The sequence below is a fragment of the Streptomyces boninensis genome (assembly GCF_048572725.1).
Classification (GTDB): Bacteria; Actinomycetota; Actinomycetes; order Streptomycetales; family Streptomycetaceae; genus Streptomyces; species Streptomyces boninensis.
In genome coordinates, this window is sequence record NZ_CP183837.1 from 5642701 (window position 1) to 5666837 (window position 24137).

Genomic DNA, 24137 nt, shown 5'->3' on the forward strand with positions numbered 1-24137 from the left:
GGGCCAACGCGACGCTGGCGTTGGCCCCGAGGCGGCTGGCTTCCCCTGCAGCCGTTTAGCCAGTGGTCGGTCAGTCCTCGTCGGGCGGGAGTAGGAGGTGGGCTCCTTCCTGGGCGATGGCGTAGAGGCGGAGGTATTCGAGGAGGTCGTCGTCGGTCATGAGAGGGACGACGCCCTGCGGGTTGAAAACGAGGTATCGGATCTGGCACGCGATGACCGCGGAGATGGCCTGGTTGGCTTCGGCTCCGGCTGCGGGGTCGAAGATGGAGACTCCGGCGGCCTCGCAGGCTTCACGGTGCTTGTCAGCGATGGCGTGTAGCCGGTCGTATTCGGCCCGCTCCTCGCTGCTTGTGGAGGGGACGGCGGCTGCAGGGGCAAGGCGGTAGTACCGGTACATGAGCTTCATCAGCGTCTTCATGGCTTCCTCGGCTGCGGCTCCGGCCTCGGGGTCGAGGACATCGGCACCAGCGGCTTTGGGCTCTTCGACCGTCGCGCACGCTGTAATCGCAGGTCTCCCTGGCCGGTTTCGTGCCGGCGGCGCCCTCGGCTTCGGATGCGGCCTGCGCCAGGGAGAGATATTCGGCATCGCGCTGGATGACATCGACTTCACCCGCAAGCTCGTCCATGTCCGGCGCCAGGTCCGCCTCGTACGCAATCAGAAGGTGTTCGCGCTGTCCAAGGGTGACAAGATGCGATCCGTGCCCCTGCCCGACCAATTGGCGAAGGCACTGGCCCAGCACATCACGCAGTTCCCGGCGACGTCCGTGTCCCTCCCATGGGCGACGCCGGAGGGAGAGCCGCGTGAATTCCAGCTGCTCTTCACCGACGCCAAGGGCAACGCCTACAACCGCAGCGTCTTCAACCAGGGCGACTGGAAGCGCGCGCTCGTAGCGGCCGAGGTCATCCCGCCCCGCGTGCGAGGCGCGAAGTACATGGCGGCAGCACCCGAGGACGGCATGCACGCCCTCCGCCACACCTACGCCTCGGTGCTGCTCGACGCGGGGGAGAGCATCAAGGCCCTCTCGGAGTACCTCGGGCATTCGGATCCAGGGTTCACGCTCCGGACCTACACGCACCTCATGCCGCAGAGCGAGGCGCGTACCCGGTCGGCCATCGACGTCGCCATGGGAGGCGGGGGAGCGGGCACGACGGAGGGCACAACCTCCGGAGATCATTGCCGGCGTGTGCCCTCAATGTGCCCTGGCGGCCTGACGGCCGCTTCGCAAAGATTCCGCTGAGGCGCCCAAAACAAGGCACCTCAAGTGAATAAATCGCAGGTCAGGGCCACACCAGGCAATAAAGCTGATGCCCCGCCTCATGCAGCCGATCAGCGAAGTCCTGCCACTCGTGGAGCATCTGGTACACCGCGAACGCGTCCCGCGGGCCCCCGCGGTCCGGGACCGTCGACCAGATGAAAGCCGCCGCGCCGACCGCCTCCTCGCCGATGCCGCGCAGCGGGTCGACCACCGTCATCGGCAGCCGCACCACCGCATAGTCCGGGTGCAGGACCACCAGCTCCAGCGGCGGGACCTTATGGAGGGGTATGCCCTCGATGCCGGTGAGGACCATGGCCGCCATCGTCTCCGGCTTGATCTTGGAGAACATGCCCTGGCCCAGCTCGTCGCCGCCGAGTTCCTCGGGGCGCATGGAGATCGGGACGCGGGCGGCGGTGGCGCCGTCGGGGGCGCCGAAGTATCGGTACGTCACACCCATGCGGCCGCTCCGGCCGGAGGAAGAGGTCTCGGAGGGTCGTCGGTGGCGGCCAGACTTGGCTCGCCGAGGGCCTGGCCCTCGGTCATCCGTCCCCTCGCCAATGTCGCCACCGCGATGCATATCTCCACCCGACCACTCGCAGCCCCCGCCGCGCAACCCGATCATCGTCTCAGAGTCCTCCCCAGAGGAACGGCCGCGAAACGCCCCTGAAGCGCCTTACTCCACGGCTCTGAGAACATGGCTTGCGTGACTTACTCGTACCAGGCTCCAGTCTCGCAGACGCTCTTCGACCGCGCGGCCGTCGTGACACCCGGCGGCGTGAACTCTCCGGTGCGCGCCTTCCGCGCCGTGGGAGGTACGCCCCGATTCATGGTGTCGGGTACGGGTCCGTACCTGACGGACGCGGACGGGCGCGAATACGTCGATCTTGTGTGCTCGTGGGGGCCGATGATCCTCGGCCACTCGCACCCCGAGGTCATCGCCGCCGTGCAGGCCGCCGTCGCGCGCGGCACCTCCTTCGGTACGCCCGGCGAAGGCGAGGTCGAGCTCGCCGAGGCGATCGTCGAGCGCATTCAGCCCGTTGAGCAGGTACGACTCGTGTCCTCCGGGACCGAGGCGACCATGAGCGCGATCCGGCTCGCCCGCGGGTTCACCGGGCGGGCGAAGGTGATCAAGTTCGCCGGGTGCTACCACGGGCATGTCGACGCGCTGCTCGCCGCGGCCGGCTCCGGGGTGGCGACCTTCGGTCTCCCGGACACCCCGGGCGTCACCGGGGCGCAGGCCGGCGAGACGGTCGTCCTTCCGTATAACGATTTGGCAGCCGTGCGCGCCGCCTTCGAGGCGCATCCGGAAGAGGTCGCCTGTGTGATCACGGAGGCGGCCCCGGGGAACATGGGCATGGTGCCGCCCGGCGAGGGCTTCAATCAGGGGCTGAAGGACCTGTGCCAGGAGTTCGGTGCGCTCTTCATCTCCGACGAGGTGATGACCGGGTTCCGGACCAGCAAGGCCGGCTGGTTCGGGGTCGACGGGGTCGTGCCCGACCTGATGACCTTCGGGAAGGTCATGGGCGGCGGCTTCCCGGCGGCCGCCTTCGGCGGTCGTAAGGACGTCATGGCGCACCTCGCCCCCGCCGGGCCCGTCTACCAGGCCGGCACCCTCTCCGGTAACCCCGTCGCCACCGCCGCCGGCGTCACCCAGCTGCGGCTGCTGGACGATGCCGCGTACGAGAAGATCGACGCGGTCTCGGCGCAGATCCAGGGCATGGTGACCGAGGCGCTCAGCAAGGAGGGCGTGGCCCACCAGGTGCAGAGCGGATCCAATATGTTCTCGGTCTTCTTCTCCGAGAACCCGGTCACCGACTACGCCTCCGCCAAGGCGCAGGACGCCGACCGCTTCACCCCCTTCTTCCACTCGATGCTGTCGCAGGGCGTCTACCTGCCGCCCTCCGCCTTCGAGTGCTGGTTTGTCTCCACCGCCCACGACGACCGCGCCGTCCAGCGGATCGCCGACGCGCTGCCCGCCGCGGCGCGGGCCGCTGCGGAGGCGGGCGCATGATGGCTTCCATGGACAAAGACATCACCGTCGTGCACGTCATGCGGCACGGCGAGGTGCATAACCCGGACGGCGTGCTGTACGGCCGGGCGCCCGGCTATCACCTGTCCGACCTCGGCCGGAAGATGGCCGAGCGGGTCGCGGAGTCCCTCGCCGACCGCGACATCCAGTACGTCGTCGCCTCGCCGCTGGAACGGGCGCAGGAGACCGCGGCGCCGATCGGCGAGGCGCACGGCCTGGAGACCGCCACCGACGCCCGGCTGATCGAGGCGGCGAACGTCTTCGAGGGCAAGACCTTCGGCGTCGGCGACGGCGCCCTGCGCAAGCCGGGCAACTGGAAGCACTTCTCCAATCCCTTCAAGCCCTCCTGGGGCGAGGCGTACGTCCAGCAGGTCGTACGGATGATGGGCGCGCTCGACGCCGCCAAGGACGCGGCCCGCGGGCACGAGGCCGTCGCGGTCAGCCACCAGCTGCCGATCTGGACCGTGCGGTCGTACGTCGAGGGGCGCAAGCTCTGGCACGACCCGCGGCGCCGGCAGTGCACGCTCGCCTCGCTGACCTCTTTTACGTACGAGGGCGACACGATCGTCTCCGTCGGCTACAGCGAACCGGCCCGCGACCTGGTGCCCTCGCATCTGCTGGCGGGTGCGCAGCGGCGGCTCGGGCGGGGTGCGATCCGCGGCGCGGCCGCGAACGCGTCCGGGAACGTGTCCGGCAAAAAGTAGGAACTAGGGGGGTGCCCAAGATCCCCCAAGTCGGCATGGGAAACTTTTCACATGATTTTTTCGAGGGCGCGCAAGGGCGCGGCGCTCGCCGCCGCCACCGCGGCCGGAGCGCTGCTCCTCGCGGGCTGCGGCTCCGGTGACAACAAGGCGTCCGGCGGCAACAACACCCAGTTCGTCGCCGGCACCGGCAAGATCAGCACGGTCAAGGCCGCCGACCGCATCGCGGCCCCCGACATCTCCGGCAAGACGACCCACGACAAGCAGCTGAAGCTCTCCGACTACAAGGGCAAGGTCGTCGTCGTCAACGTCTGGGGCTCCTGGTGCGCGCCCTGCCGCGCCGAGGCGCCGAACCTCAAGAAGGTCTCCGACGACACCAAGGACAAGGGTGTGCAGTTCGTCGGCATCAACACCCGCGACCTCGAGGTCAACCAGGCCAAGGCCTTCGACCGCAACTTCGGGATCACCTACCCGAGCCTGTACGACCCGGCCGGCAAGCTCATCCTGAAGTTCCCCAAGGGCACGCTGTCGCCGCAGGCGATCCCGTCCACCCTGATCCTCGACCGCGACGGCAAGATCGCGGCCCGCGCCCTGAAGCCGCTCACCGAGAAGGAGCTGCGCAAGGCGCTCGACCCGGTGATCGCCGAGAAGAAGTCCGCGGAGTAGTGACGTACACGTGCTGACGACGCTCGCGGCCGTCACCGGCGAGAACCAGACCGTACTGAGCGGGGCCCTGCTGCTGGCCCTGCCCATCGCCGTGGCCGGCGGCCTCGTCTCCTTCTTCTCGCCGTGCGTGCTGCCGCTGGTGCCCGGCTATCTGTCGTACGTCACCGGCGTCAGCGGTACGGACCTGGCCGAGGCGCGGCGCGGGCGGATGGCCGCCGGGGCCGCGCTCTTCGTGCTCGGCTTCACCGCCGTCTTCGTCTCTTTCGGCACCTTCTTCGGCAGCGTCGGATACGAGCTCAAGGAGCACCAGGAGACCATCTCCAAGGTGCTCGGCTCGCTGACGATCGTGCTCGGCCTCGCCTTCATGGGGATCCTGGGCGGGCTGACGCAGCGCGAGTTCCGTATCCACAAGAAGCCCGCGCTCGGGCTTGCGGGCGCGCCCATGCTCGGGGTGCTCTTCGGCGTCGGCTGGACGCCCTGCATCGGGCCGACGCTGGCCGCGGTGCTCACGCTCTCCACCAACGAGGCCAGCGCGGGGCGCGGCGCGCTGCTCACGGTGGCGTACTGCATCGGACTCGGCGTGCCCTTCGTGCTCGCCGCCATCGCCTTCCGGCGGGCGCTCGGCGCCTTCAGCTGGGTCAAGCAGCATTACGTGTGGGTCATGCGGATCGGTGGCGGCATGCTCGTCGCGGTCGGCATCCTGCTCGTCACGGGGGTCTGGGACCGCATCGTCTACGACATGCAGGTCTGGTCGTCGAACTTCACCGTAGGGATCTGAGCCAATGTCCGTAGAAGGAGGGGCCACGACCGACGAGCGGGGCCCCGACGCCGATCTCGACGCCGCCACCTCACAGCTCTCGACCGCCCCCGTGGACGAGGACGCCACCGTCCCCGCGCAGGGCGGCCAGGCCGTCCCGGGATCGTTCGGCGGCGTACGGAAGCCGGGCGCGGCCGGCGCCCTCGCCTTCGCCGGGCGGGAGGCCTTCGGCTGGGTGCGGTGGATCTGGCGGCAGCTGACCTCGATGCGGGTCGCGCTGATCCTGCTCTTCCTGCTCTCGCTCGGCGCGATCCCCGGCTCGCTCATCCCGCAGACGTCCGTCGACCAGATCAAGGTCGACCGCTTCCGTGAGCAGCACGAGACGCTCGCGCCGCTCTACGACAAGCTGCAGCTCTTCCACGTCTACAGCTCGGTGTGGTTCTCGGCGATCTACATCCTGCTGTTCATCTCCCTCGCCGGCTGCATCGTGCCGCGCTCCTGGCAGTTCGTCGGCCAGCTGCGCGCCAAGCCGCCGAAGGCGCCGCGGCGGCTGAACCGGCTCCCGGCGTACACCACCTGGGAGACCGAGAAGCCGGCCGACGAGGTCCTGGAGGCCGCCGAGCGGATGCTGAAGAAGCGCCGCTTCCGCTCGTACACGACGGGCGGCGCGGTGGCCGCGGAGAAGGGCTATCTGCGCGAGGCGGGCAACCTCCTCTTCCACATCGCGCTCTTCGTGCTGCTCATCGCCTTCGCGGTGGGGCAGCTGTGGAAGGCCGACGGCGGCAAGCTGGTGCTGGAGCACACCGAGTTCTCCAACACGCTCACCCAGTACGACGACTTCCGGCCCGGCACCTTCTCCGGCTCCGAGGACCTCGACCCCTTCGGCTTCAGGCTCAACGACTTCACCGCGAAGTTCTCCCGCAGCGGCCCGCAGAAGGGCTCGGCGCGCGTCTTCAACGCCGACATCACGTGGTGGAAGGGCGCCGACGGCAAGAAGCAGCGCGACTCGATCTCCTCGAACCACCCGCTGAGCATCGACGACACCAAGGTGTATCTGATGGCTCACGGCTACGCGCCCGTGGTCACGGTCAAGGACGGCAAGGGCCAGACCGCGTACAAGGGCCCGACCCCCTTCCTGCCGCAGGACAACAACCTGACCTCGTCCGGCGCCATCAAGGTCACCGACGCCAAGGACAAGAACGGCAAGAAGGACCAGCTGGCCTTCCAGGGCTTCTTCGTCCCGACGTACGGCGGCAAGGGCTCCGGCTCGATGTTCTCCCAGTTCCCCGAGCCCGACTATCCGGTGCTCTTCCTCACCGCCTACCACGGCGACCTCGGCCTGGACGCGGGCATCCCGCAGAACGTCTACCAGCTCGAGACCAAGAGCATGAAGCAGTTCAAGCGCAAGGGCGGCGGGCCGCTCGCGCAGATGATGCTGCCCGGCGAGACGATGAAGCTGCCGAACGGCGCGGGCTCGCTGAAGTTCGAGGGCTTCGAGCAGTGGGCCAGCTTCCAGATCTCCCAGCAGAAGGGCAACGGCTGGGCGCTCGGCGGCGCCATGGCCGCGATCTTCGGCCTGGCCGGGTCGCTGTTCATCCAGCGGCGCCGGGTGTGGGTGCGGGCGGCCGAGGGTGCTGATGGCCGTACGACCGTGGAGATCGCCGGGCTCGGCCGCAGCGAGAGCGCCAAGCTGCCCGAGGAACTCGCAGACCTTGCGGTGGCGCTGCATCCGGCGGCGCCGCCCGTAACCGAAGAAGACCAGAAAGAAGGAGCGCGAGCGTGAACATCGCTGCCGCGACCAACGAGAATCTGGCGAACATCAGCAACTACCTGGTCTATTCGGCCATGGCGGTGTACGTCCTCGCTTTCTTCGCGCATATCGCCGAGTGGCTCTTCGGCAGCCGCAGCAAGGTCGCGAAGACCGCGGCGGCGCTGACCGCCGAGGGCGCGGCGGCTGCCCCCGCCGACTCGGTGAAGGTCGAGGTCAAGCAGGCCGGCGGCACCACCGTGCTGGAGCGCCCGAAGGTCGTCACCCGCTCCGCCGCGGGCACCCGCGATGTCGCCGACGGCCCCGGCGCGGCGGCGGGGGACGAGCAGGGCGACCTGTACGGGCGCTTCGCGATCGCGCTGACCACGCTGGCGTTCGTGCTGCACGCGGCCGGGGTGTTCACCCGCGGCTGGTCGGTGCAGCGCGCCCCGTGGGGCAACATGTACGAGTTCTCCACCACCTTCTCGATGGTGGCCGTGGGCGCGTACCTGGTCTTCCTGGCGGCGAAGAAGAACGTCCGCTGGATGGGCCTGCCGCTGATCACCACGGTGCTGCTGGACCTGGGCCTGGCCGTCACGGTCCTGTACACCGACTCCGACCAGTTGGTCCCGGCCCTCGACTCGTACTGGCTGTGGATCCACGTCTCCCTGGCGATTACCTGCGGCGCCCTCTTCTACCTGGGCGCGGTCGCGACGATCCTCTACCTCTTCCGCGACCGCTACGAGGCCAAGCTCGCCGACCCGAAGGGCCCGCAGCCCGGCTCCTTCGCCAAGTCGGTGCTGTCCCGGACGCCGGCGGCGGCATCCCTGGACAAGTTCGCGTACCGGGTGAACGCGGCCGTCTTCCCCTTCTGGACCTTCACCATCGTGGCGGGCGCGATCTGGGCGGAGAGCGCCTGGGGCCGCTACTGGGGCTGGGACCCCAAGGAGGTCTGGTCCTTCATCACCTGGGTCGTCTACGCCTGCTACCTGCACGCCCGCGCCACCGCCGGCTGGAAGGGCCGCAAGGCCGCGTATCTCGCGATCGTCGCGTTCCTGTGCTTCCTCTTCAACTACTACGGCGTGAACATGTTCGTCGACGGACTGCACTCGTACTCGGGGGTCTGACGGACCGGGAACCGGACTCGGCCCCACGGACAGTATGTAACCGTGGGGTCGAATTCTTTGCGGGAGCGGATCAGGGCCGGGGACGCGGACGCGTTCGGGGAGCTCTTCGACGCGTACGCGCGCGCCGTCTACAACCACGCCTATCGCCTGACCGGCGACTGGGCCACGGCCGAGGACGTCGTCTCGCTGACGTTCCTGGAGGCGTGGCGGCTGCGCGAGCGGGTGGAGGCGGAGGGCGGTTCGCTACGGCCCTGGCTGCTCGGCATCGCGACCAACACCGCCCGTAATACGCGCCGCGGCCTGCGCCGGCATGCCGCGGCGATGGACCGGCTGCCGCGCGACCGCGCCGCCGAGCCGGACTTCGCGGACGACGTGGCCGGGCGGCTCGACGACCTCGCGCGGGTTGCGGCCGTACGCGAGGCGGTGCTGGGACTGCGGCGGCAGGAGCGCGAGGTGTTCGCGCTGTGCGCGTGGGCGGAGCTCTCCTACGAGGACGCGGCGGACGCGCTCGGGATCCCGGTGGGCACGGTGCGCTCCCGGCTGTCCCGGGCCCGTACGAAGCTCGCCGCCGAGCTGGGCGTGGAACCGCCGGGCGGTGGCGGACAGCTGAGAGGTGGCCGCAAACCTGCGGCGAGGCCCACCCCGGAGGGACAGCGATGAACGACTTCCCGAAGCACTCGGAAAGGGACCTTCCGCCGGGCCGTCACCTCCTGCTGAAGGAGCACCTGATGCGCGAGATCCGGCAGTCCGAAGCCCCTGTTGAGAAGCGCCGCCCGTGGCTGCGCCCCGTGATCGCCGCCGGGGCGGTCGCCGCCGTCGCGGCCGGCCTGATCGTCGGTCTTGAGCCCGGCGGCTCCGGTTCCGGCGACGACGTCCCCCCGCAGGGCAAGTCGGCCACCCAGCTGCTGAACCGCATCGCCGCGGTGGCGGCGAAGGAACCGGCGCCGCGCGAGGTGCGCGACGACCAGTTCATGTACATCCGGAGCAAGTCCTCGTACGACTCGGTCAAGGGCGAGCCCTGCAAGCTGAAGCCCGCCACCCAGCGCGAGATCTGGGAGTCGGTGGACGGCAAGCACGACGGCCTGCTGCGCGACCGGCGGGTCGACCGCAAGGACATGAAGCTGCCCTGGCAGGACTCATATGGCGGCAAGGACGCCGAGAACTACCGCGAGTACGAGCAGTTGCCCACTACGACCGAGGGCATGCTCGGCTGGCTGTACGAGAAGCGGGACGAGGAGAAGACCACGGACGCGGCCGCCTTCACGCTGGTCGGCGACACGATCCGGGAGTCCGTGCTGCCCCCGAAGGTGAGCGCCGCCATGTACCGGGCGACCGCGAAGATCCCGGGCGTGACCGTGGTGAACGACGCCGTCGACTTCCTTGGCCGCCCCGGGGTGGCGATCACCCGCCAGGAGAACCACGGCGTCGAGACCCGGGTGGAGCTGATCTTCGACAAGGAGACCCTGGAGTACCTCGGCGAACGCGAGGTCCTGCTTGAGGGCCGCACCGACGGCGACCCCGAACTCGCCTGCGAGCCGGGCACGGTGCTGGGCACCAGCGCCACGCTGCAGCGCGCCATCGTCGACAAGCCCGGGCAGCGGCCGTAAACAAATCGGTGGAGGCGGCCGGGGTGCCCGGCTAGGTTCGGCGGCGTGGATTCTGCCGAGGTTCTTGCCGTCCGGTTCGAGGAACACCGTCCGCATCTGAAGGCCGTCGCCTATCGCATGCTCGGCTCGCTGGCCGAGGCGGAGGACGCGGTGCAGGAGGCCTGGTTCCGGCTGAGCCGGTCCGCGGACGAGAGGATCGAGAATCTCGGCGGGTGGCTGACCACCGTCGTGGGCCGGGTCTGCCTGGATCTGCTGCGCGGCCGGAAGCGGCGCGGCGAGGAGTCCCTGGAGGCCCGGCTGCCCGACCCGGTGATCACCCCGGAGGGGGTGCCGGCGGGACCCGAGCAGCAGGCGCTGCTGACCGACTCGGTCGGGCTTGCGCTGCTCGTGGTGCTGGACGAGCTGAGCCCGGCCGAGCGGCTGGCGTTCGTGCTGCACGACCTGTTCGCGGTGCCGTTCGAGGACATCGCGCCGATCGTCGACCGTACGCCCGCGACCACACGGAAGCTGGCCAGCCGGGCCCGGCAGCGGGTCAGCGGCGCCACCCCGCCGCCGGACCCGGATCCGGCCGATCAGCGCCGGGTGGTGGACGCCTTTCTGGCCGCCGCGCGCGGCGGCGACTTCGAGCGCCTCGTCACGCTGCTCGACCCGGATGTGGTGCTACGGGCGGACGGCGGCGCGGGCGCCGGTGGGCTCAAGGTGCTCAGCGGTGTGGCGGCCGTGGGCGGCCAGGCGGCCACCTTCCAGCGGATGGCGACCGCCACGATCACGCACCCCGCGCTGGTCAACGGCGTCGCCGGCGTGGTGAGCAGCGTGGAGGGGAAGCCGTTCTCGGTCGTCAGCTTCACCGTCTCCGGCGGGCGGATCGTCGCCATCGACATCCTGTCCGACCCGGAGCGGGTGGCCGGACTGGTCCCGTAGGAAAAAACTCCCGAAGAAAATCCGGCGCGGCGGTCACCTTCCCGCGACCGGGGTCGTCAGTGCAGTGAACCAGCCGATCAGGCGGGCGCAACCGGCGCCCGCCGCCCTGGAAGGGACACTCGCCATGAACGCGACCGCCACCCACACCCCCCGCTTCTCCGACCCGACCCAGCTGGTCCCCGAGCTCGGCGACATCAGCGTCGCGCTGTTCAAGCTCGCCGCCAACGGCGAAGTGCCGCGCGGCACCGTCGCGCTGATGCACCTGCGCGCCGGGCAGCTCGTCGGGAACACCTACCTGACGGTGCTGCACACCGGGAACGCGCAGCGGGCGCACGTCCCGGAGGAGAAGATCACCGCCGTGGCCTCTTGGCAGGACGCCCCGTACTTCACCGACGCCGAGCGGGTCGCGCTGGAGCTGGTGGAGGCCGTGCTCACGCTCGGCAGGGGCGGCGAGCGGGTGCCCGACGAGCTGTACGCGCGGGCGGCCGAGCACTACAACGAGGCCGAGCTGGCCACGCTCGCCATGGTGATCGGTCAGGTCACCTTCTTCATCCCGCTCGCCGTGATCGGCAAGCCGCTCCCCGGCGTCCGGCCGTCCCAGCAGTGGCGCGCGGACTCGGCCGAGTGAGGCCCGGCCGGTGCGATCACGGTCACCCGACCGTGATCGCGTCCAGCTTCCCGCGCAGGTAGGCGTGCGAGTCCACGGGCTCGTACGCCACCCGCCCGGTCGGCGCCGGGACCGGCGCGACCACGGTGCCGGGATCGCACTCGTAGAAGTACACGAGCGACATCAGCTCCTCCGCCGGCGCGTCCGCCGGCGGCGGCAGTACGCGATGCCGCCCCGACCGCCAGCGGTCGCCGGTCCAGCGGGCCATCAGGTCGCCGATGTTGATGGTGAAGCCGTCGGGATCGTACGGGGCGTCCTCCCAGCCGCCCGCGTCCGTGTGCACCTGCAGCCCGCCCTTGCCCTGCTGCCGGTCCAGGACCGTCACCGTCCCGAAGTCCGTGTGCGGCCCGATCCGGAACTGGCCGGGCGCCGGGGCGCCCACCACCTCCGTACCCGGGTACCAGTTGACGTTGAAGCCCCAGGTGGGGTGCCCGGTGTGGCGGGTGAAGAAGTCGGCGTCCTGGCCCAGCGCCGCTGCCAGCAGCTCCAGCAGCTCGTCCGACAGCGCCCGCATCTGCTCCAGATACGCCGTCACCAGCGCCCGCAGCCGCGGCGCCTCCGCGGGCCAGGCGTTCGGCAGGAACCACTCCGCGTCCACCGCAGCGTCGCCCGTCGGCTCGTCCGCCGCCATCGACCAGGACTCCTTCAGGTCGGGCGGCGTCTCCGTGCCCTCCGCGTAGCCGTTCGCCTCCGCGCCCGGGCCCAGCCAGCCGCGGCCGCCGACCTTCACCGCGTACGGCTCCTTCACCGCCGCCGGCAGCCCGAAGAACTCCCGCGCCGCGGCCCGGATTCCGGTCCGTAGCGCCGGATCCACGCCATGGCCCGTGACCAGCAGAAAGCCCGCCGTCTGCAGGGCCTCGTCCACCGTCGCCGCGATCCGGGCCCGCGCCGCCGGGTCGCCGGAGCGCCAGGGGGTGAGGTCGATGGTGGGGATGCTGCTCGAAGGCTTCATGCGCCGATGTCCTCGTTCCACAGATCCGGATGCTTGTCGATGAAGTCGGCCATCATGGCCGCGCATTCGGGGTCGTCCAGCAGGACCACCTCCACGCCGTGCTCCGCCAGCCAGTCATGGCCGCCGTGGAAGGTCCGCGCCTCGCCGATCACCACCCGCGAGATGCCGAACTGCCGCACCAGGCCGCTGCAGTACCAGCACGGCGACAGCGTCGTCACCATGGTTGTGCCGCGATACGTCCGCTGCCGCCCGGCCGCGCGGAAGGCCGCCGTCTCGGCGTGCACCGACGGATCGCCGTCCTGGACCCGGCGGTTGTGGCCGCGGCCGAGCGGCTTGCCGTCGGGGCCGTAGAGTGCCGCCCCGATGGGTATGCCGCCCTCGGCGAGTCCGGCCCGCGCCTCGTCGACCGCGGTCGCCAGCATGCCGTGTACGTCCATGCCCACCACTCTCCGTTCCGGGAAACACCACGGCAACGTGCGACACGTACTCTCCCGACGTCCCCGCCCCCGACGAAGTGTCCGCCCCGCCCGTATGGGAGGCCCCGTCATGGCCGCACTCACCCTCCGCGAAATCCTCACCCTCGACACGGTCAGGGAGGCGGCGCCCGAAGTCCTGGCGGGTGCGGCGGCTTTGGACCATCCGGTGCGATGGGTGCACTCCAGCGAGGTGTACGAGGCGGTGTCCTTCCTGGACGGCGGGGAGCTGCTGCTGACCAATGGCTTCGGCATCCGCACCGCCGACGCTCCGACCCGTCGCTCGTACGTGCGCGAGCTCGCCGCCCGCGGCGTGGCCGGGGTGGCCGTCGAGGTGGGGCGGGGGCTGGCCGCGATGCCCGCGGAGGTGACGGAGGAGTGCCGGCGGCTCGGGCTGCCGCTGATCGCGCTGCGCCGGGTGGTGCCTTTCGTACGGATCACGGAGGCCGCCAACACCGTCATCGTGACCCGGCTGCTCACCGCCGCCGCCACCCGGCACCACTCGCCGGGCGGCGACGCGGCGGCCGCGCTGCTCGCCGACCTGGCGGAGGGGCGGGCGCTCAACCAGCCCGAGGTGACGGCCCGTTCCGCCCTGGCGGGCTTCCGGCCGCCGGCGGGGCATCGGCTGGTGGGAGTGTGTTTGTACGGGCCTGCGGCGGCGGCGCGGGGTGCGCTGGACGGGGCGGTGCGGGTGCTGGGATTTGGCGGGGTGCTGCGGGCGGCGTTCCCCGGGGACACGTTGGCGTTGGTGGCGGTGCCGTCGGCGGGGGTGGGCACAGGTGCGGTACGGGCCGTACAGGAGGCGCTGGAGCAGTCGACGCGGCGGGAGGACGCCCGTATCACCGCCGCGCTCGGCCACGCTGTGCCCGCCGACGGCTGGCTGGGCTGGAGCGAGACGCTGCGGGCGGCCCGGGAGACCCTTGAGCTGGCCCTCACCGTCCCGGACCCCGAGCCGGCGCCCGCGCCCAGGCCCGCCGGCGACGGCGACCGCGCGGCCCCGCGCATCGTCTCCGCCGCCGCCCTCTCCCTCGAGCGGGAGCTCACCCGCGGCGGGCTGACCGAGAACCGCCCCCGCCTCGCCTGCCTCGCCGAGGACACCCTCGGCCCGCTGCTCGCATGGGACGCGGCGCACCCGAGCGACCTCGTACGCACCCTGGAGGTGCACCTGCGGCACGGCTGCAGTCCGACCCGTACCGCCGCGCTGCTGCACATCGGACGGCAGTCGCTCTATCAGCGGCTGGAGCGCATCGAGACGCTGCTGGGGGTCCCGGTCACGGACCCGGAGCAGCACACCGCCTTTCTGGTGGCGGCGTGCGCTCACCGCATTCTGGTGGGAGCGTCGGCGGCCACGGCATCGGCCTCCGCGGCCGCCGAAGTCGCGCCCCGGCCCAGCAGCGGCCTGAGCGCCGCGTAGACCACGGCACCGACGGCGAAGCCGACGACGCAGGTCAGGTCGCCGATGCCCGGCCAGCGTTCGGCGGCCCAGCCGACGTACTTCTCCTGGTTGGAGAAGAGCGGCACCGATACGGCGATCCCGGCGAGCATGGCGATGGGGCCCGCCCAGTTGCGGTGTGCCGGATCCGCGATACGGGCGGCGAGCACGCCGTCGTCCGTACGCCGGGAGAGCCGGCGCTCGGTGAGCGTGACCGCCAGCCAGGGCGCCACCCAATACGCGATGATCAGCAGAAACGCCTCGTACGCATGCCCCGCGTCCGCCAGCGAAGCCCACGCCGCGGCTGTCCCGCCCGCGCCCGCGACGACGCACAGCGTGGCGCGGTTCAGCCACGGCGGGAGCTTCAGGCCGAGGGCGGTGATGGAGATGGCGGAGGAGTAGATGTTCAGGGCGTTGGCGGAGAGCGCGCCCAGGACGATGCCGACGAGGACGAGATTGCCGAGCCAGCCGGGCAGCTGGCCGGTGAACGCGTCGGTGGGGGAGGCCCCTTCGGGCGCGGCGACGGTCGCCGAGGCCGCGCCGGTGACGGCGACGACGGAGATGGCGAGGAACATGCCGACGGCCGGGAAGAGCGCCGTGGTCTTGGACTTGGCGAAGGCGCGCGGCAGATAGCGGGCGTAGTCGGCGGCGTACGGATTCCAGCCCGCCGCGTACCCGAAGGCGGCGCTGAAGGTCAGCAGCAGGCCGGCGGTGGTGCCGGGGCCGCTCGCGGCGGCCGGTGCGCCGAGGTCGGCGCCGCTGATGATCCACCCCGCCGCCAGCACGAAGACGATGCCGAGCAGCGGGAAGGCGTAGCGCTCAAAGGTGTGCACGAAGTTGTGCCCGACGAAGCCGATCGCGATCTCGGCGGCGACGACCAGGAGCAGGCTGGGCAGCGGCCGCAGCCCGGTGAGGGTATTGAGCGCGAAGGCGGCGCTGACGGAGTTCACGGCGAACCAGCCGACCCCGGCGACGGCGGCATTGAGGGCGGCCGGGAAGGCATTCCCTTTCCGCCCGAAAGCGATCCGCCCGGCGACCATCTGCGGCACCCCGAACCGCGGCCCGTCGAGGCTGAGCACCCCGTGCGCGGCGGCCCCGCAGGCCGTCCCGAGTACGAGCGCGGCGGCGGCCTGCCAGAAGCTCAGCCCGAAGAAGAGCACGGAGATGACGCCGATATAGACGGTCGCGAACTCCAGCTGCGGCGACGCCCACGTCCACAGCAGCTGCAGCGGCCGCCCGTGCCGCTCGGCGTCGGGGATCGGCTCGGCGCCTGCGGTCTCGACGACGGCGACCTTGCCGCCGTAGCCGGTGGCGGTGTCGGCGGAGCCGGGCGATGCGGCGCTCGCCGAGGAGGCGTCAGAGGCGGCGGTCATGCCACGAGTCTGGTGGCGGCGCCGGACCCCGCCAACGGTCAGCGTGTCCGCACCGGGAGCCCGCCCGGCTTACGGACCGTACGGCGCGCGGCGGAATTCCCGGCGATTACCGGGCGCTGTCCTCCGGGCCGCCGCCCGTGCCGTCCTCGTTGCGCTTCTTCTTGTCGTCATCGAGGGAGCGGAGAAAGTCCGGGTTGTCGTCCGGGGCCACCCAGCCGCCGCGGCGCGGGCCGCGCCCGCGGGAGGTGCCGCCGCCCGCCGCCGCCGGGCGCGGGCCGCGGGGGCGGCCGGCGAAGAGCCAGGCGAGCGGGCCGAAGAGGACCGAGCCGAAGAGGACGATGATCGCCACCCACACCAGCTTCGGGAGATTGCGGACTTCCTTCTCCGGCGTGTTCAGGCAGTCGATGAACGCATAGATCCACACCGCCAGGACCAGCAGGAACGGCAGATACCTGAGCATGAGCGGACCCCTCGACGGTGCGGCGGTGCGGTGTGCTCCATCCAGGGTACGGGCCGCGGCGCGGTTACTGTCCGGCGCCGGTCCGGTCAGCTGCCCGGCAGCTCGAAGCGGGGCGCGGCCGGAGTCAGCAGCCCCGTCCGCGGCTCCGCCCCCCACAGCGACCGCAGCTCGTCCCCCAGCGCCGCGATCAGCTTCGGTACGTCCTGCGCCGCCGTGTCGTGCAGCGCCTCGGCGACGATCAGCACCTCCGTCGTGCCGGGACCGACGGCCGAATACCCGGACTGCCGGTTCGTCCAGCGCCGGGCGTGCGACCGCCCCCCGGCGTCCGCGAAGGTGACCTCCCCGGGCTGCGGGTGCTCGACGGTCCCGCCGAAGGTCTCGTACGTCTCGTCCCCCTCCGCATGCCGCACCTGAAGCGGCCACGCCACCCGGCTCGCGTCGATCGCCGCCACCGGGATGGCGTACGCGACCGACACCGCATTGCACAGATCCACCAGCGGATGAATCCGCGGCAGCTCCCCCTCCTTGCGCAGCCGCCGCAGCAGCGACTCGGACGCACACCGGTACTGCGTCGGCTTCAGCCCCATCGCGGCAAAGGCCCGCCGCCACGCCTGAATCTCGCCGAGCTCGCTCTCCGTACCGACACCGGCCAGCCGCTCCCTTGCGATGCCGGTGTACGCGGCGACCCGCGGCCCGCTGTCCGTAACGGCATCGAGACCGTCGGCGTGCAGGACCCCGGCGACGAGGTCGGGGTGGTCGGCCCACAGGGCGGCGGAGTGGTGGAAGGTGCGTGTCATGCGCCCCAGCCTGGCCTGCCTCGGGCCCGCGCTGAAGGGCCAAAGAGATCGCGCGTTACGGGACCAATTACGCGGGGCCGCGGCGCGGGCGGGTGAGGGCGGCCGTACGGGGAGCAGCTCGGCCGGAGCGCATTCCCGGAGGAGGAATTCCGCCACCACGCGCACGTGTGAACGAAACCTCCCCGTTGACGCCACCCGGCTACGGGTGCGCACGTCGCCCTGACGGATACTGGTCCGCATGGCTTACGACGATCTCCGCTCGCTGCTGCGGGCGCTGGAGCGCGACGGTGACCTTGCGCGGATCAAGGCTGAAGTGGATCCGTACCTCGAGGTCGGTGAGATCACCGACCGGGTGAACAAGGCGGGCGGGCCCGCGCTGCTCTTCGAGAACGTCAAGGGCTCGGCGATGCCGCTGGCCATGAATGTCTTCGGGACCGACCGGCGGCTGCTGAAGGCCCTCGGCCTGAGCTCGTACGAGGACATCAGCGACAAGATCGGCGGGCTGCTGAAGCCCGAGCTGCCGCAGGGCTTCACCGGCTTCCGCGAGGCTTTCGGGAAGCTCGCCGGGATGGCGCACGTACCGCCGAAGAAGGTGAAGGACGCGCCCGTACAGGAGGTGGTCCTCGAAGGCGATGACGTCGACCTTGACCAGCTGCCCGCCCTTTTCACCTGGCCGGAAGACGGCGGGTCCTTCTTCAATCTCGGGCTGACCCACACCAAGGACCCCGAGAGCGGCGTACGGAACCTCGGGCTTTACCGGCTGCAGCGGCACGACCGCAACACCATCGGCATGCACTGGCAGATCCACAAGGACAGCCGGAACCACTACCAGGTCGCGGCCCGCAAGGGCGAGAAGCTGCCCGTCGCCATCGCCTTCGGCTGCCCGCCCGCCGTCACCTACGCCTCCACCGCGCCGCTGCCCGGCGACATCGACGAATATCTCTTCGCCGGCTTCCTCCAGGGCAAGCGCATCGAGATGGTCGACTGCAAGACCGTCCCGCTGCAGGTCCCGGCCAATGCGGAGGTCGTGATCGAGGGCTGGCTGGAGCCCGGCAAGATGCTGCCGGAAGGGCCCTTCGGCGACCACACCGGCTTCTACACCCCGCAGGAGCCCTTCCCCGCCCTCACCATCGACTGCGTCACCATGCGCAAGCGGCCGCTGCTGCAGTCCATCGTGGTCGGCCGTCCGCCCACCGAGGACGGGCCCCTCGGCCGCGCCACCGAGCGGTTCTTCCTCCCGCTCCTCAAGATCATCATCCCGGACATCGTGGACTACCACCTCCCCGAGGCCGGCGGCTTCCACAACTGCGCGATCGTCTCGATCGACAAGAAGTACCCGAAGCACGCCCAGAAGGTGATGCACGCCGTCTGGGGCGCGCACATGATGTCGCTGACGAAGCTGATCATCGTGGTCGACGCCGACTGTGACGTCCACGACCTGCATGAGGTGGCGTGGCGGGCGCTCGGGAACACGGACTACGCCCGCGACCTCTCCCTCGTCGAGGGACCCGTCGATCACCTCGACCATGCGTCGTACCAGCAATTCTGGGGCGGCAAGGCGGGCATCGACGCGACCACCAAGTGGCCCGAGGAGGGCTACACCCGGGACGGGGGCTGGCCGGAGATGGTCGTGTCCGACCCGGAGACGGCGGCGAAGGTCGACCGCCGCTGGAAGGAGTACGGAATCTCGTGAGCGCCGCTTCTGCCGCGATTCCGGCGCAGCCGGGTCGGACGAAGGCGTTTTTGCGCCTGGTCATGATCGAGCACTCGGTCTTCGCGCTGCCCTTCGCCTACATCGCCGCGCTGACCGCGATGTTCCAGTGGGACGAGAACATCCACTGGGGCCGGCTGCTCCTGGTCACCATCGCCATGGTCGGGCTGCGCACCTTCGCCATGGCGGCGAACCGGATCATCGACCGCGAGATCGACGCGAAGAACCCGCGCACGGCCGGGCGGGAGATCCCCTCGGGCACCGTCTCCGTACGGCAGGCGTGGACCGGCGCCGCGGTGGCGCTGGCCGTCTTCCTCGGCGCGGCCGCGCTGCTCAACCCGCTCTGCCTCGCGCTCGCGCCGCTCGCGATCGTGCCGATGGTGGTCTATCCGTACGGGAAGCGCTTCACGAACTTTCCGCACGCGATCCTCGGCCTGGCCCAGGCGATGGGCCCGGTCGGGGCGTGGATCGCGATCAGCGGCAGCTGGTCGTGGGACGCGGTGATCCTCGGCCTCGCCGTCGGCATCTGGATCGGCGGCTTCGACCTGATCTTCGGCTGCCAGGACGTGGCGGCGGACCGGGCGCACGGCGTGAAGTCGGTGCCGGCCCGCTTCGGCATCGCGGCCGCGCTGTACGGGGCGCGGGCCTGCCATGTGATCACGGTGCTGCTCTTCGTCTGGTACGCGCTGGCCACCGACGCCGGCGGGTTCTTCTGGTTCGGCCTGGTGATCGTGGCGGCGGCCTTCGTCTACGAGCACAGCCTGGTGCGCCCGGACGATCTGAGCCGCCTGAACCGGGCGTTCTTCACGGTGAACGGATTCATCGGGATCGCCCTGTTCATGTGCGCTTTGCTGGACCTCCTGGTCCGCGGCCTGACAGTTTGAACGGCGACGGCAGCCGCCGCTCGCTGAAGAAGAACGCCGCCGCCACGCCGCCGAGCAGCCCGAAGAAGTGGCCCTGCCAGGAGATCTCCTCGTTGCCCTCGACCGGCAGCGCGCCCAGCAGGATCGAGCCGTAGATGACCGCCACCACCACGCCGATCAGCACGTCCGAGATCCGCTTGTCCACGAAGCCGCGGACCACCAGATAGCCGAACAGGCCGAAGATGACGCCGGACACGCCCGCCGTGTTCGTGCCGGCCGGGGCGATGAACCACACCCCGAGCCCACTGATGATCATGATCGTGAGCACTACGCCGATGAAGCGCCCGATCCCGCGCAGCGCCGCCAGGAAGCCGAGCACCAGCAGCGGCACCGTATTGGCCGCCAGGTGCGCGAAGCCGAAGTGCATGAAGGACGCCGGGATCACATCGCGCAGCTCGCTGAACTGCCGCGCCTGGATCCCGAAGGTGTCCAGCGCATGCCCGGAGATGCTGTCGATGGCTTCGAGCAGCCACAGCAGCGCCACCCACCCCGCCATGATGACGATCGCCTGCTTGGCCCGCTGACCGCTGACGCCCTTGCGGGCAGAGAAGCGGGAGCCTTTACCACCCTGAGGTTCGTAAGCCACCGAATGCCCCCTTCAAGCCACTCATCCCACCATAGGGAACGCTTGACGACCCCGCCCCAGTTCCGCACTAGCCCCGGCCCGATAGGCTCGGGGGTGTGGCACCTCCCCCGACGAACCCGCCCCTTCCGACCCCCGGTGACAGCGCCGCGGGCAGCGGGCGCCGACCCTGGATCGTCGGGGTGTCCGGCGCCTCCGGCACGCCCTACGCGGCGTCCGTGCTGCGCGCGCTGCTGCATGCCGGGGAGGCCGTCGACCTGGTGGTCAGCAGGGCCGCCCGGCTGACCGTCCTCGACGAGACCGGCGGGCCCTTCCGGGACGCGCACTGGCGCGAGGACCTGCGGCGCTGGCTCGCGACCGGGGCCGATGGCCGTACGGACGCCTTCGACGTGCACCTTCCGGAGGACGGCGTACGGCACTGGGCCGCGGGCGACCTCGCCGCGGGCCCGTCCTCGGGCTCGTATCCCGCGAAGGGCATGCTGATCGTCCCCGCCTCCACCGCCTGCGTCGCCGGCGTGGCGCTCGGGCTCTCCAAGGACTTGCTGCAGCGGGCCGCGAGCGTGACGCTCAAGGAGCGGCGGCCGCTGGTCGTCGCGGTGCGCGAGACCCCGCTCCCCGGTACGACGCTCAAGCACCTGGTCGCCCTCGACGAGGCGGGCGCCGTGGTGCTCCCGGCCGCGCCCGCCTTTTACGCGGGCGCGACCGGAATCCAGGACCTCGTCGACTTCGTCGCGGGCCGGGTGCTTGACTCGGCCGGCGTTCCGCACAAGCTCTATCGCAGGTGGGAAGGGGAGCTGGGGGCGCAGCACCAGGCGCGGCACCCCGGGAGAAAGCCGTGAGTGACGGAAGGCGCTACACCAACATGGACGAGGTCGACAGGCAGCTCATCACGGCCCTGCGCGAAAACGGCAGGGCCTCGTATGCCGAGCTGGGCCGGCTGGTGGGGCTCTCGGGCCCCAGCGTCACGGACCGGATCAACCGTCTTGAGACGGCCGGCGTGATTACGGGCTACCGCGCCACCGTGGACGCGGCGAGACTCGGCCTCGGCGTGACCGCGCTGATCGGCGTGCAGCTGTCGGACGCGGTGGACCACGAGGATGTGGCGCACCGGCTGCGGGATGTGACCGAGATCGAGGACTGCTGGTTCATCGCGGGCGACGACTCGTACATGCTGAAGGTGCGCGCGGGCGATGTGGACGGCCTGGAGCGGACGATCCGGCGGCTGTCCGGGATCAAGGGCGTGTCCCGTACCCGGTCGACGATTGTGCTGTCGACCAAGTGGGAGCACCGGGTGGGGGAGCTGGCGGAGGACGTCGAGTAGGGCGCCGCGGCGCCTACCCGTACAGGAGCCGCTCGATGGGCTCCGCGAAGTCCCGCAGGATCCTTTTGCGCTTGAGCTTCAGCGAGGGCGTCAGATGGCCGTTGAGCTCGGTGAAGTCCTCGGCCAGGACGGCGAAGCGGCGGATGGACTCGGCGCGGGAGACCAGCAGATTCGCCTCGTCCACGGCGCGCTGCAGGTCCTTCAGCAGCAGCTCGTCGCGGATCAGCTCGTCCACGGGCACGTACTCGCGCTTGTGGATCGTGCGCCAGTGGGCGAGGCCGTCCTCGTCGAGGGTGAGGAGGGCGGAGACGTACGGGCGGTTGTCGCCGATCACCATGCACTGGCTGACCAGCGGGTGGGCGCGGAGGCGGTCCTCCAGCGGGGCGGGGGCGAGGTTCTTGCCCGACGCGGTGACGATCAGGTCCTTCTTGCGGCCGGTGATCGTCAGATAGCCCTCCTCGTCCAGCTCGCCGATGTCCCCGGTGGGGAACCAGCCGTCCATCGTCGCGGGCTCCACCGTCTGCGTCGCCGCGTCCCAGTAGCCGGAGAACAGCTGGCCGCCGCGCACCAGCACCTCCCCGTCGTGGGCGATGCGGACGGCGGTGCCGGGCATCGGCCAGCCGACCGTGCCGAGCTTGGGGCGCAGCGGCGGGGTGACCGTGGTGGCGGCGGTGGTCTCGGTGAGGCCGTAGCCCTCGAAGACCATGACGTCGGCGCCCGCGTAGAAGGCGGCCATCCGGCGGCCGAGCGGGGAGCCGCCGCAGATGGCGTACCGGACCTTGCCGCCGAGGGCGGCGCGGATGCGGCGGTAGACGAGGGCGTCGTAGAGCTTGCGCAGCGCCCGCAGGCCGAGGCTCGGGCCAGGCCCGGTGCCGTGCAGCTCGGCCTCGATCTCCTCGCCGTACCGCACCGCGACATGCGCGGCGCGGTCGAAGGACGCGGCGCGGCCCATGGCCTCCGCGGTGGCGCGGCCGGTGTTGTAGACCTTCTCCAGGACGTACGGGATGGCCACCAGGAAGGTCGGGGCGAAGCCGGCCAGGTCGTCGAGGAGTTCCTCGGTGGCGATGCTCGGCGCGTGCCCGAGCTTCACCCGCGCCCGCAGGCAGCCGATGGCGACCATGCGGCCGAGGACGTGGGAGAGCGGGAGGAAGAGGAGGGTGGACGCCGGGTCCTTGCTGACCGCCTGGAAGACCGGGTAGAGCAGCTCGATGGCGTTGTCGACCTCGGCGAAGAAATTGCCGTGGGTGAGCACGCAGCCCTTGGGGCGTCCGGTGGTGCCCGACGTGTACATCACCGTCGCGACCGAGTCGGGGGTGAGCGCGGCGCGGCGCTCGTCGACCGCGGCGTTCGGCAGGTGCCGGCCCTCGGCGGCGAGGCGGCTGAGGGCGCCGGTGTCGAGCTGCCACAGATGCCGCATGTACGGCAGCTCGCGGCGCTCGGCGCTGAGCATCCTGGCCTGCTCGACGTTCTCCACGGCGCAGGCGGAGGCGCCGCAGTCCTCCAGGATCCAGGCGGCCTGGAAGGCGGAGGAGGTGGGGTAGATCGGGACGGTGATCAGCCCGGCGGCCCAGGCGGCGAAGTCCAGCAGCGTCCACTCGTAGGTCGTACGGGACATGATCGCGATCCGCTCGCCGGGCTGGAAACCCTGCGCGAGTAACCCCTTGGCGAGCGCCCGCACTTGTAAGGCGAACTCGGCGGCGGAGACGTCATTCCACTGCCCGTGCTCGTCCTTCTGGGCGAGGACGGCGGTTTTCGGCTCCGCGGCGGCGTTGTCGAAGGGGATGTCGGCGAGCGAGCCGTGGACGACGGTGGGGGCGATGAGCGGGACGGCCGCCTCCCTGGCCCCGCCGTCCATGGTGTGTAAGTCCAGGGCAGGGGGCGTCAGTTCCGGCACGGCCGCGCCCGGCGTCAGGCGATCGGAAACGAGTTTGTGAACAGGCGCGGTCTGCTGCGACATGGCGGCCCCCGAGGGATTGCACGGCGTCGGTGTAACCCTCCAGTAACCGTACTGACGCTTCGTCTACGGGGGAATGGCGCGTCAAGCGCTTGCTGTGAGGGTTTGGAGGCGGGTGAACCCTTCTCGCAAATGATCTGTGAATCCCCGCGCATCCGAGCCGTCGAGCCACTGCTCGTACGCGACTTTGAAGACCGCCACACCCACCTCGGCGGCGAGGCTCGCCGCCGGCTCCGCGGCGCCGCGCTCGCGCAGCGCGCCGGCGAGGGCGGCCCCGATCGCGGCGAGCTTGATCAACTCCCGCTCCTGGAGCTCCGCATGCGCGGCGATGATGGCCTGCCGCCGCTTGACCAGCTCGCGGCGCTCATCGAAGACCTCGCCGGCGGCTTCCAGCGCCGCCGCCACCGCGTCGAGCGGCTCCGCGTCTTTACGGACCTCCGCGAGGGCGGCGACCAGGCCGTCCTGCAGCGCGGTCCCGCCGAACAGCACCTCGCGCTTGTCGGCGAAGTGGCGGAAGAAGGTCCGCTCCGTCAGCCCGGCCCGCTGGGCGATCTCCTTCACGGTGGTCGCGTCGTACCCGCGCTCGCTGTACAGCTCCAGCGCCGCCTGCTCCAGGCGCCCGCGCGCGTTGGGCTCCCATCTGGCCATGTGCTCATCGTACGTGATGTCAGTGGCTGTCA

At 70.8% G+C, this 24137-nt stretch carries 26 protein-coding genes; 16 read left to right on the top strand and 10 right to left on the bottom strand.

Features of this window, described 5'->3' with window-relative positions; all coding sequences use genetic code 11:
- Positions 1-70: 70 nt before the first annotated feature.
- Positions 71-418: a hypothetical protein gene (locus tag ACNNMR_RS25785; RefSeq protein WP_419997056.1), complete on the bottom strand. Its 348-nt coding sequence runs from the start codon at positions 416-418 to the stop codon at positions 71-73.
- Here ACNNMR_RS25785 and ACNNMR_RS25790 point away from each other — a divergent pair.
- Entirely contained in the window at positions 396-1238 is an 843-nt protein-coding gene (locus tag ACNNMR_RS25790; RefSeq protein ID WP_419997057.1) for a tyrosine-type recombinase/integrase, read from the top strand. The two genes, ACNNMR_RS25785 and ACNNMR_RS25790, sit on opposite strands and share 23 nt — an antisense overlap.
- Before the next feature lie 40 nt (positions 1239-1278).
- Here the strand turns inward: ACNNMR_RS25790 and ACNNMR_RS25795 are convergent, their stop codons facing one another.
- Positions 1279-1833: a hypothetical protein gene (locus ACNNMR_RS25795; RefSeq protein WP_419997058.1), complete on the bottom strand. Its 555-nt coding sequence runs from the start codon at positions 1831-1833 to the stop codon at positions 1279-1281.
- A gap of 117 nt (positions 1834-1950) precedes the next feature.
- Between ACNNMR_RS25795 and hemL the strand changes: the two genes are divergently transcribed.
- From hemL to ACNNMR_RS25845, 10 genes are all read left to right on the top strand, one after another.
- The gene (gene hemL, locus ACNNMR_RS25800) at positions 1951-3267 is read left to right on the top strand and encodes a glutamate-1-semialdehyde 2,1-aminomutase (RefSeq protein ID WP_419997059.1); all 1317 of its coding nucleotides are present in this window, start codon (positions 1951-1953) and stop codon (positions 3265-3267) included.
- Between the two features lie 8 nt (positions 3268-3275).
- Complete coding sequence (locus ACNNMR_RS25805; protein WP_419997060.1) at positions 3276-3989, top strand: histidine phosphatase family protein; 714 nt, start codon at positions 3276-3278, stop codon at positions 3987-3989.
- Positions 3990-4040: 51 nt separating this feature from the next.
- Positions 4041-4652 carry a TlpA family protein disulfide reductase gene (locus tag ACNNMR_RS25810; protein ID WP_419997061.1) on the top strand — a complete coding sequence of 204 codons (612 nt, stop codon included), beginning with the start codon at positions 4041-4043 and terminating at the stop codon, positions 4650-4652.
- 13 nt (positions 4653-4665) lie between these two features.
- Positions 4666-5430 carry a cytochrome c biogenesis CcdA family protein gene (locus ACNNMR_RS25815; RefSeq protein WP_420000469.1) on the top strand — a complete coding sequence of 255 codons (765 nt, stop codon included), beginning with the start codon at positions 4666-4668 and terminating at the stop codon, positions 5428-5430.
- Positions 5431-5434: 4 nt separating this feature from the next.
- Complete coding sequence (resB, locus tag ACNNMR_RS25820) at positions 5435-7192, top strand: cytochrome c biogenesis protein ResB (protein ID WP_419997062.1); 1758 nt, start codon at positions 5435-5437, stop codon at positions 7190-7192.
- Positions 7189-8283 carry a c-type cytochrome biogenesis protein CcsB gene (ccsB, locus tag ACNNMR_RS25825; protein WP_419997063.1) on the top strand — a complete coding sequence of 365 codons (1095 nt, stop codon included), beginning with the start codon at positions 7189-7191 and terminating at the stop codon, positions 8281-8283. The genes resB and ccsB overlap by 4 nt, the downstream gene beginning before the upstream one ends.
- A 57-nt stretch (positions 8284-8340) precedes the next feature.
- Positions 8341-8943 carry an RNA polymerase sigma factor gene (locus tag ACNNMR_RS25830; protein WP_420000470.1) on the top strand — a complete coding sequence of 201 codons (603 nt, stop codon included), beginning with the start codon at positions 8341-8343 and terminating at the stop codon, positions 8941-8943.
- Positions 8940-9890 carry a CU044_5270 family protein gene (locus ACNNMR_RS25835; RefSeq protein WP_419997064.1) on the top strand — a complete coding sequence of 317 codons (951 nt, stop codon included), beginning with the start codon at positions 8940-8942 and terminating at the stop codon, positions 9888-9890. Before ACNNMR_RS25830 ends, ACNNMR_RS25835 begins: the two co-directional genes overlap by 4 nt.
- A gap of 45 nt (positions 9891-9935) precedes the next feature.
- Entirely contained in the window at positions 9936-10811 is an 876-nt protein-coding gene (locus ACNNMR_RS25840; RefSeq protein WP_419997065.1) for a sigma-70 family RNA polymerase sigma factor, read from the top strand.
- Positions 10812-10935: 124 nt separating this feature from the next.
- The gene (locus ACNNMR_RS25845) at positions 10936-11439 is read left to right on the top strand and encodes a carboxymuconolactone decarboxylase family protein (RefSeq protein WP_419997066.1); all 504 of its coding nucleotides are present in this window, start codon (positions 10936-10938) and stop codon (positions 11437-11439) included.
- Between the two features lie 22 nt (positions 11440-11461).
- Here the strand turns inward: ACNNMR_RS25845 and ACNNMR_RS25850 are convergent, their stop codons facing one another.
- Together ACNNMR_RS25850 and ACNNMR_RS25855 are read right to left on the bottom strand one after the other, a co-directional pair.
- A complete protein-coding gene (locus ACNNMR_RS25850) occupies positions 11462-12430 on the bottom strand; it encodes an isopenicillin N synthase family dioxygenase (protein WP_419997067.1) in 969 nt (322 codons plus the stop codon).
- Positions 12427-12867, bottom strand: a complete 441-nt coding sequence (locus ACNNMR_RS25855) for a nucleoside deaminase (RefSeq protein ID WP_419997068.1) — start codon at positions 12865-12867, stop codon at positions 12427-12429. The genes ACNNMR_RS25850 and ACNNMR_RS25855 overlap by 4 nt, the downstream gene beginning before the upstream one ends.
- Before the next feature lie 109 nt (positions 12868-12976).
- On the opposite strand from ACNNMR_RS25855, the gene ACNNMR_RS25860 reads away from it, so the two are divergent.
- Positions 12977-14317 (top strand): PucR family transcriptional regulator, encoded by a 1341-nt coding sequence (locus ACNNMR_RS25860; protein ID WP_419997069.1) that lies wholly within the window; start codon positions 12977-12979, stop codon positions 14315-14317.
- Here the strand turns inward: ACNNMR_RS25860 and ACNNMR_RS25865 are convergent.
- The 3 genes from ACNNMR_RS25865 to ACNNMR_RS25875 form a co-directional block, all read right to left on the bottom strand.
- A complete protein-coding gene (locus ACNNMR_RS25865) occupies positions 14221-15708 on the bottom strand; it encodes a purine-cytosine permease family protein (protein WP_419997070.1) in 1488 nt (495 codons plus the stop codon). The two genes, ACNNMR_RS25860 and ACNNMR_RS25865, sit on opposite strands and share 97 nt — an antisense overlap.
- A 106-nt stretch (positions 15709-15814) precedes the next feature.
- On the bottom strand, positions 15815-16168 hold the full coding sequence (locus tag ACNNMR_RS25870; protein ID WP_419997071.1) for a PLD nuclease N-terminal domain-containing protein: 354 nt from the start codon (positions 16166-16168) through the stop codon (positions 15815-15817).
- A gap of 86 nt (positions 16169-16254) precedes the next feature.
- Positions 16255-16965: a B3/4 domain-containing protein gene (locus ACNNMR_RS25875; RefSeq protein WP_419997072.1), complete on the bottom strand. Its 711-nt coding sequence runs from the start codon at positions 16963-16965 to the stop codon at positions 16255-16257.
- A 238-nt stretch (positions 16966-17203) separates the two neighbouring features.
- Here ACNNMR_RS25875 and ACNNMR_RS25880 point away from each other — a divergent pair, with 238 nt between their 5' ends.
- The gene (locus ACNNMR_RS25880) at positions 17204-18658 is read left to right on the top strand and encodes a menaquinone biosynthesis decarboxylase (RefSeq protein ID WP_419997073.1); all 1455 of its coding nucleotides are present in this window, start codon (positions 17204-17206) and stop codon (positions 18656-18658) included.
- On the top strand, positions 18655-19560 hold the full coding sequence (mqnP, locus tag ACNNMR_RS25885; protein WP_419997074.1) for a menaquinone biosynthesis prenyltransferase MqnP: 906 nt from the start codon (positions 18655-18657) through the stop codon (positions 19558-19560). The genes ACNNMR_RS25880 and mqnP overlap by 4 nt, the downstream gene beginning before the upstream one ends.
- Here mqnP and ACNNMR_RS25890 read toward each other — a convergent pair.
- Entirely contained in the window at positions 19514-20095 is a 582-nt protein-coding gene (locus ACNNMR_RS25890) for a rhomboid family intramembrane serine protease (RefSeq protein ID WP_420000471.1), read from the bottom strand. The two genes, mqnP and ACNNMR_RS25890, sit on opposite strands and share 47 nt — an antisense overlap.
- A gap of 260 nt (positions 20096-20355) precedes the next feature.
- Between ACNNMR_RS25890 and ACNNMR_RS25895 the strand changes: the two genes are divergently transcribed.
- Together ACNNMR_RS25895 and ACNNMR_RS25900 are read left to right on the top strand one after the other, a co-directional pair.
- Positions 20356-21021, top strand: a complete 666-nt coding sequence (locus ACNNMR_RS25895) for a UbiX family flavin prenyltransferase (RefSeq protein WP_420000472.1) — start codon at positions 20356-20358, stop codon at positions 21019-21021.
- A gap of 23 nt (positions 21022-21044) precedes the next feature.
- Positions 21045-21503 carry an Lrp/AsnC family transcriptional regulator gene (locus ACNNMR_RS25900; RefSeq protein ID WP_420000473.1) on the top strand — a complete coding sequence of 153 codons (459 nt, stop codon included), beginning with the start codon at positions 21045-21047 and terminating at the stop codon, positions 21501-21503.
- Between the two features lie 13 nt (positions 21504-21516).
- On the opposite strand, the gene ACNNMR_RS25905 is transcribed toward ACNNMR_RS25900, so the two are convergent.
- Both ACNNMR_RS25905 and ACNNMR_RS25910 read right to left on the bottom strand, forming a co-directional pair.
- A complete protein-coding gene (locus ACNNMR_RS25905; protein WP_419997075.1) occupies positions 21517-23460 on the bottom strand; it encodes an AMP-dependent synthetase/ligase in 1944 nt (647 codons plus the stop codon).
- A gap of 81 nt (positions 23461-23541) precedes the next feature.
- Entirely contained in the window at positions 23542-24105 is a 564-nt protein-coding gene (locus tag ACNNMR_RS25910; protein WP_420000474.1) for a helix-turn-helix domain-containing protein, read from the bottom strand.
- Positions 24106-24137: the final 32 nt, after the last annotated feature.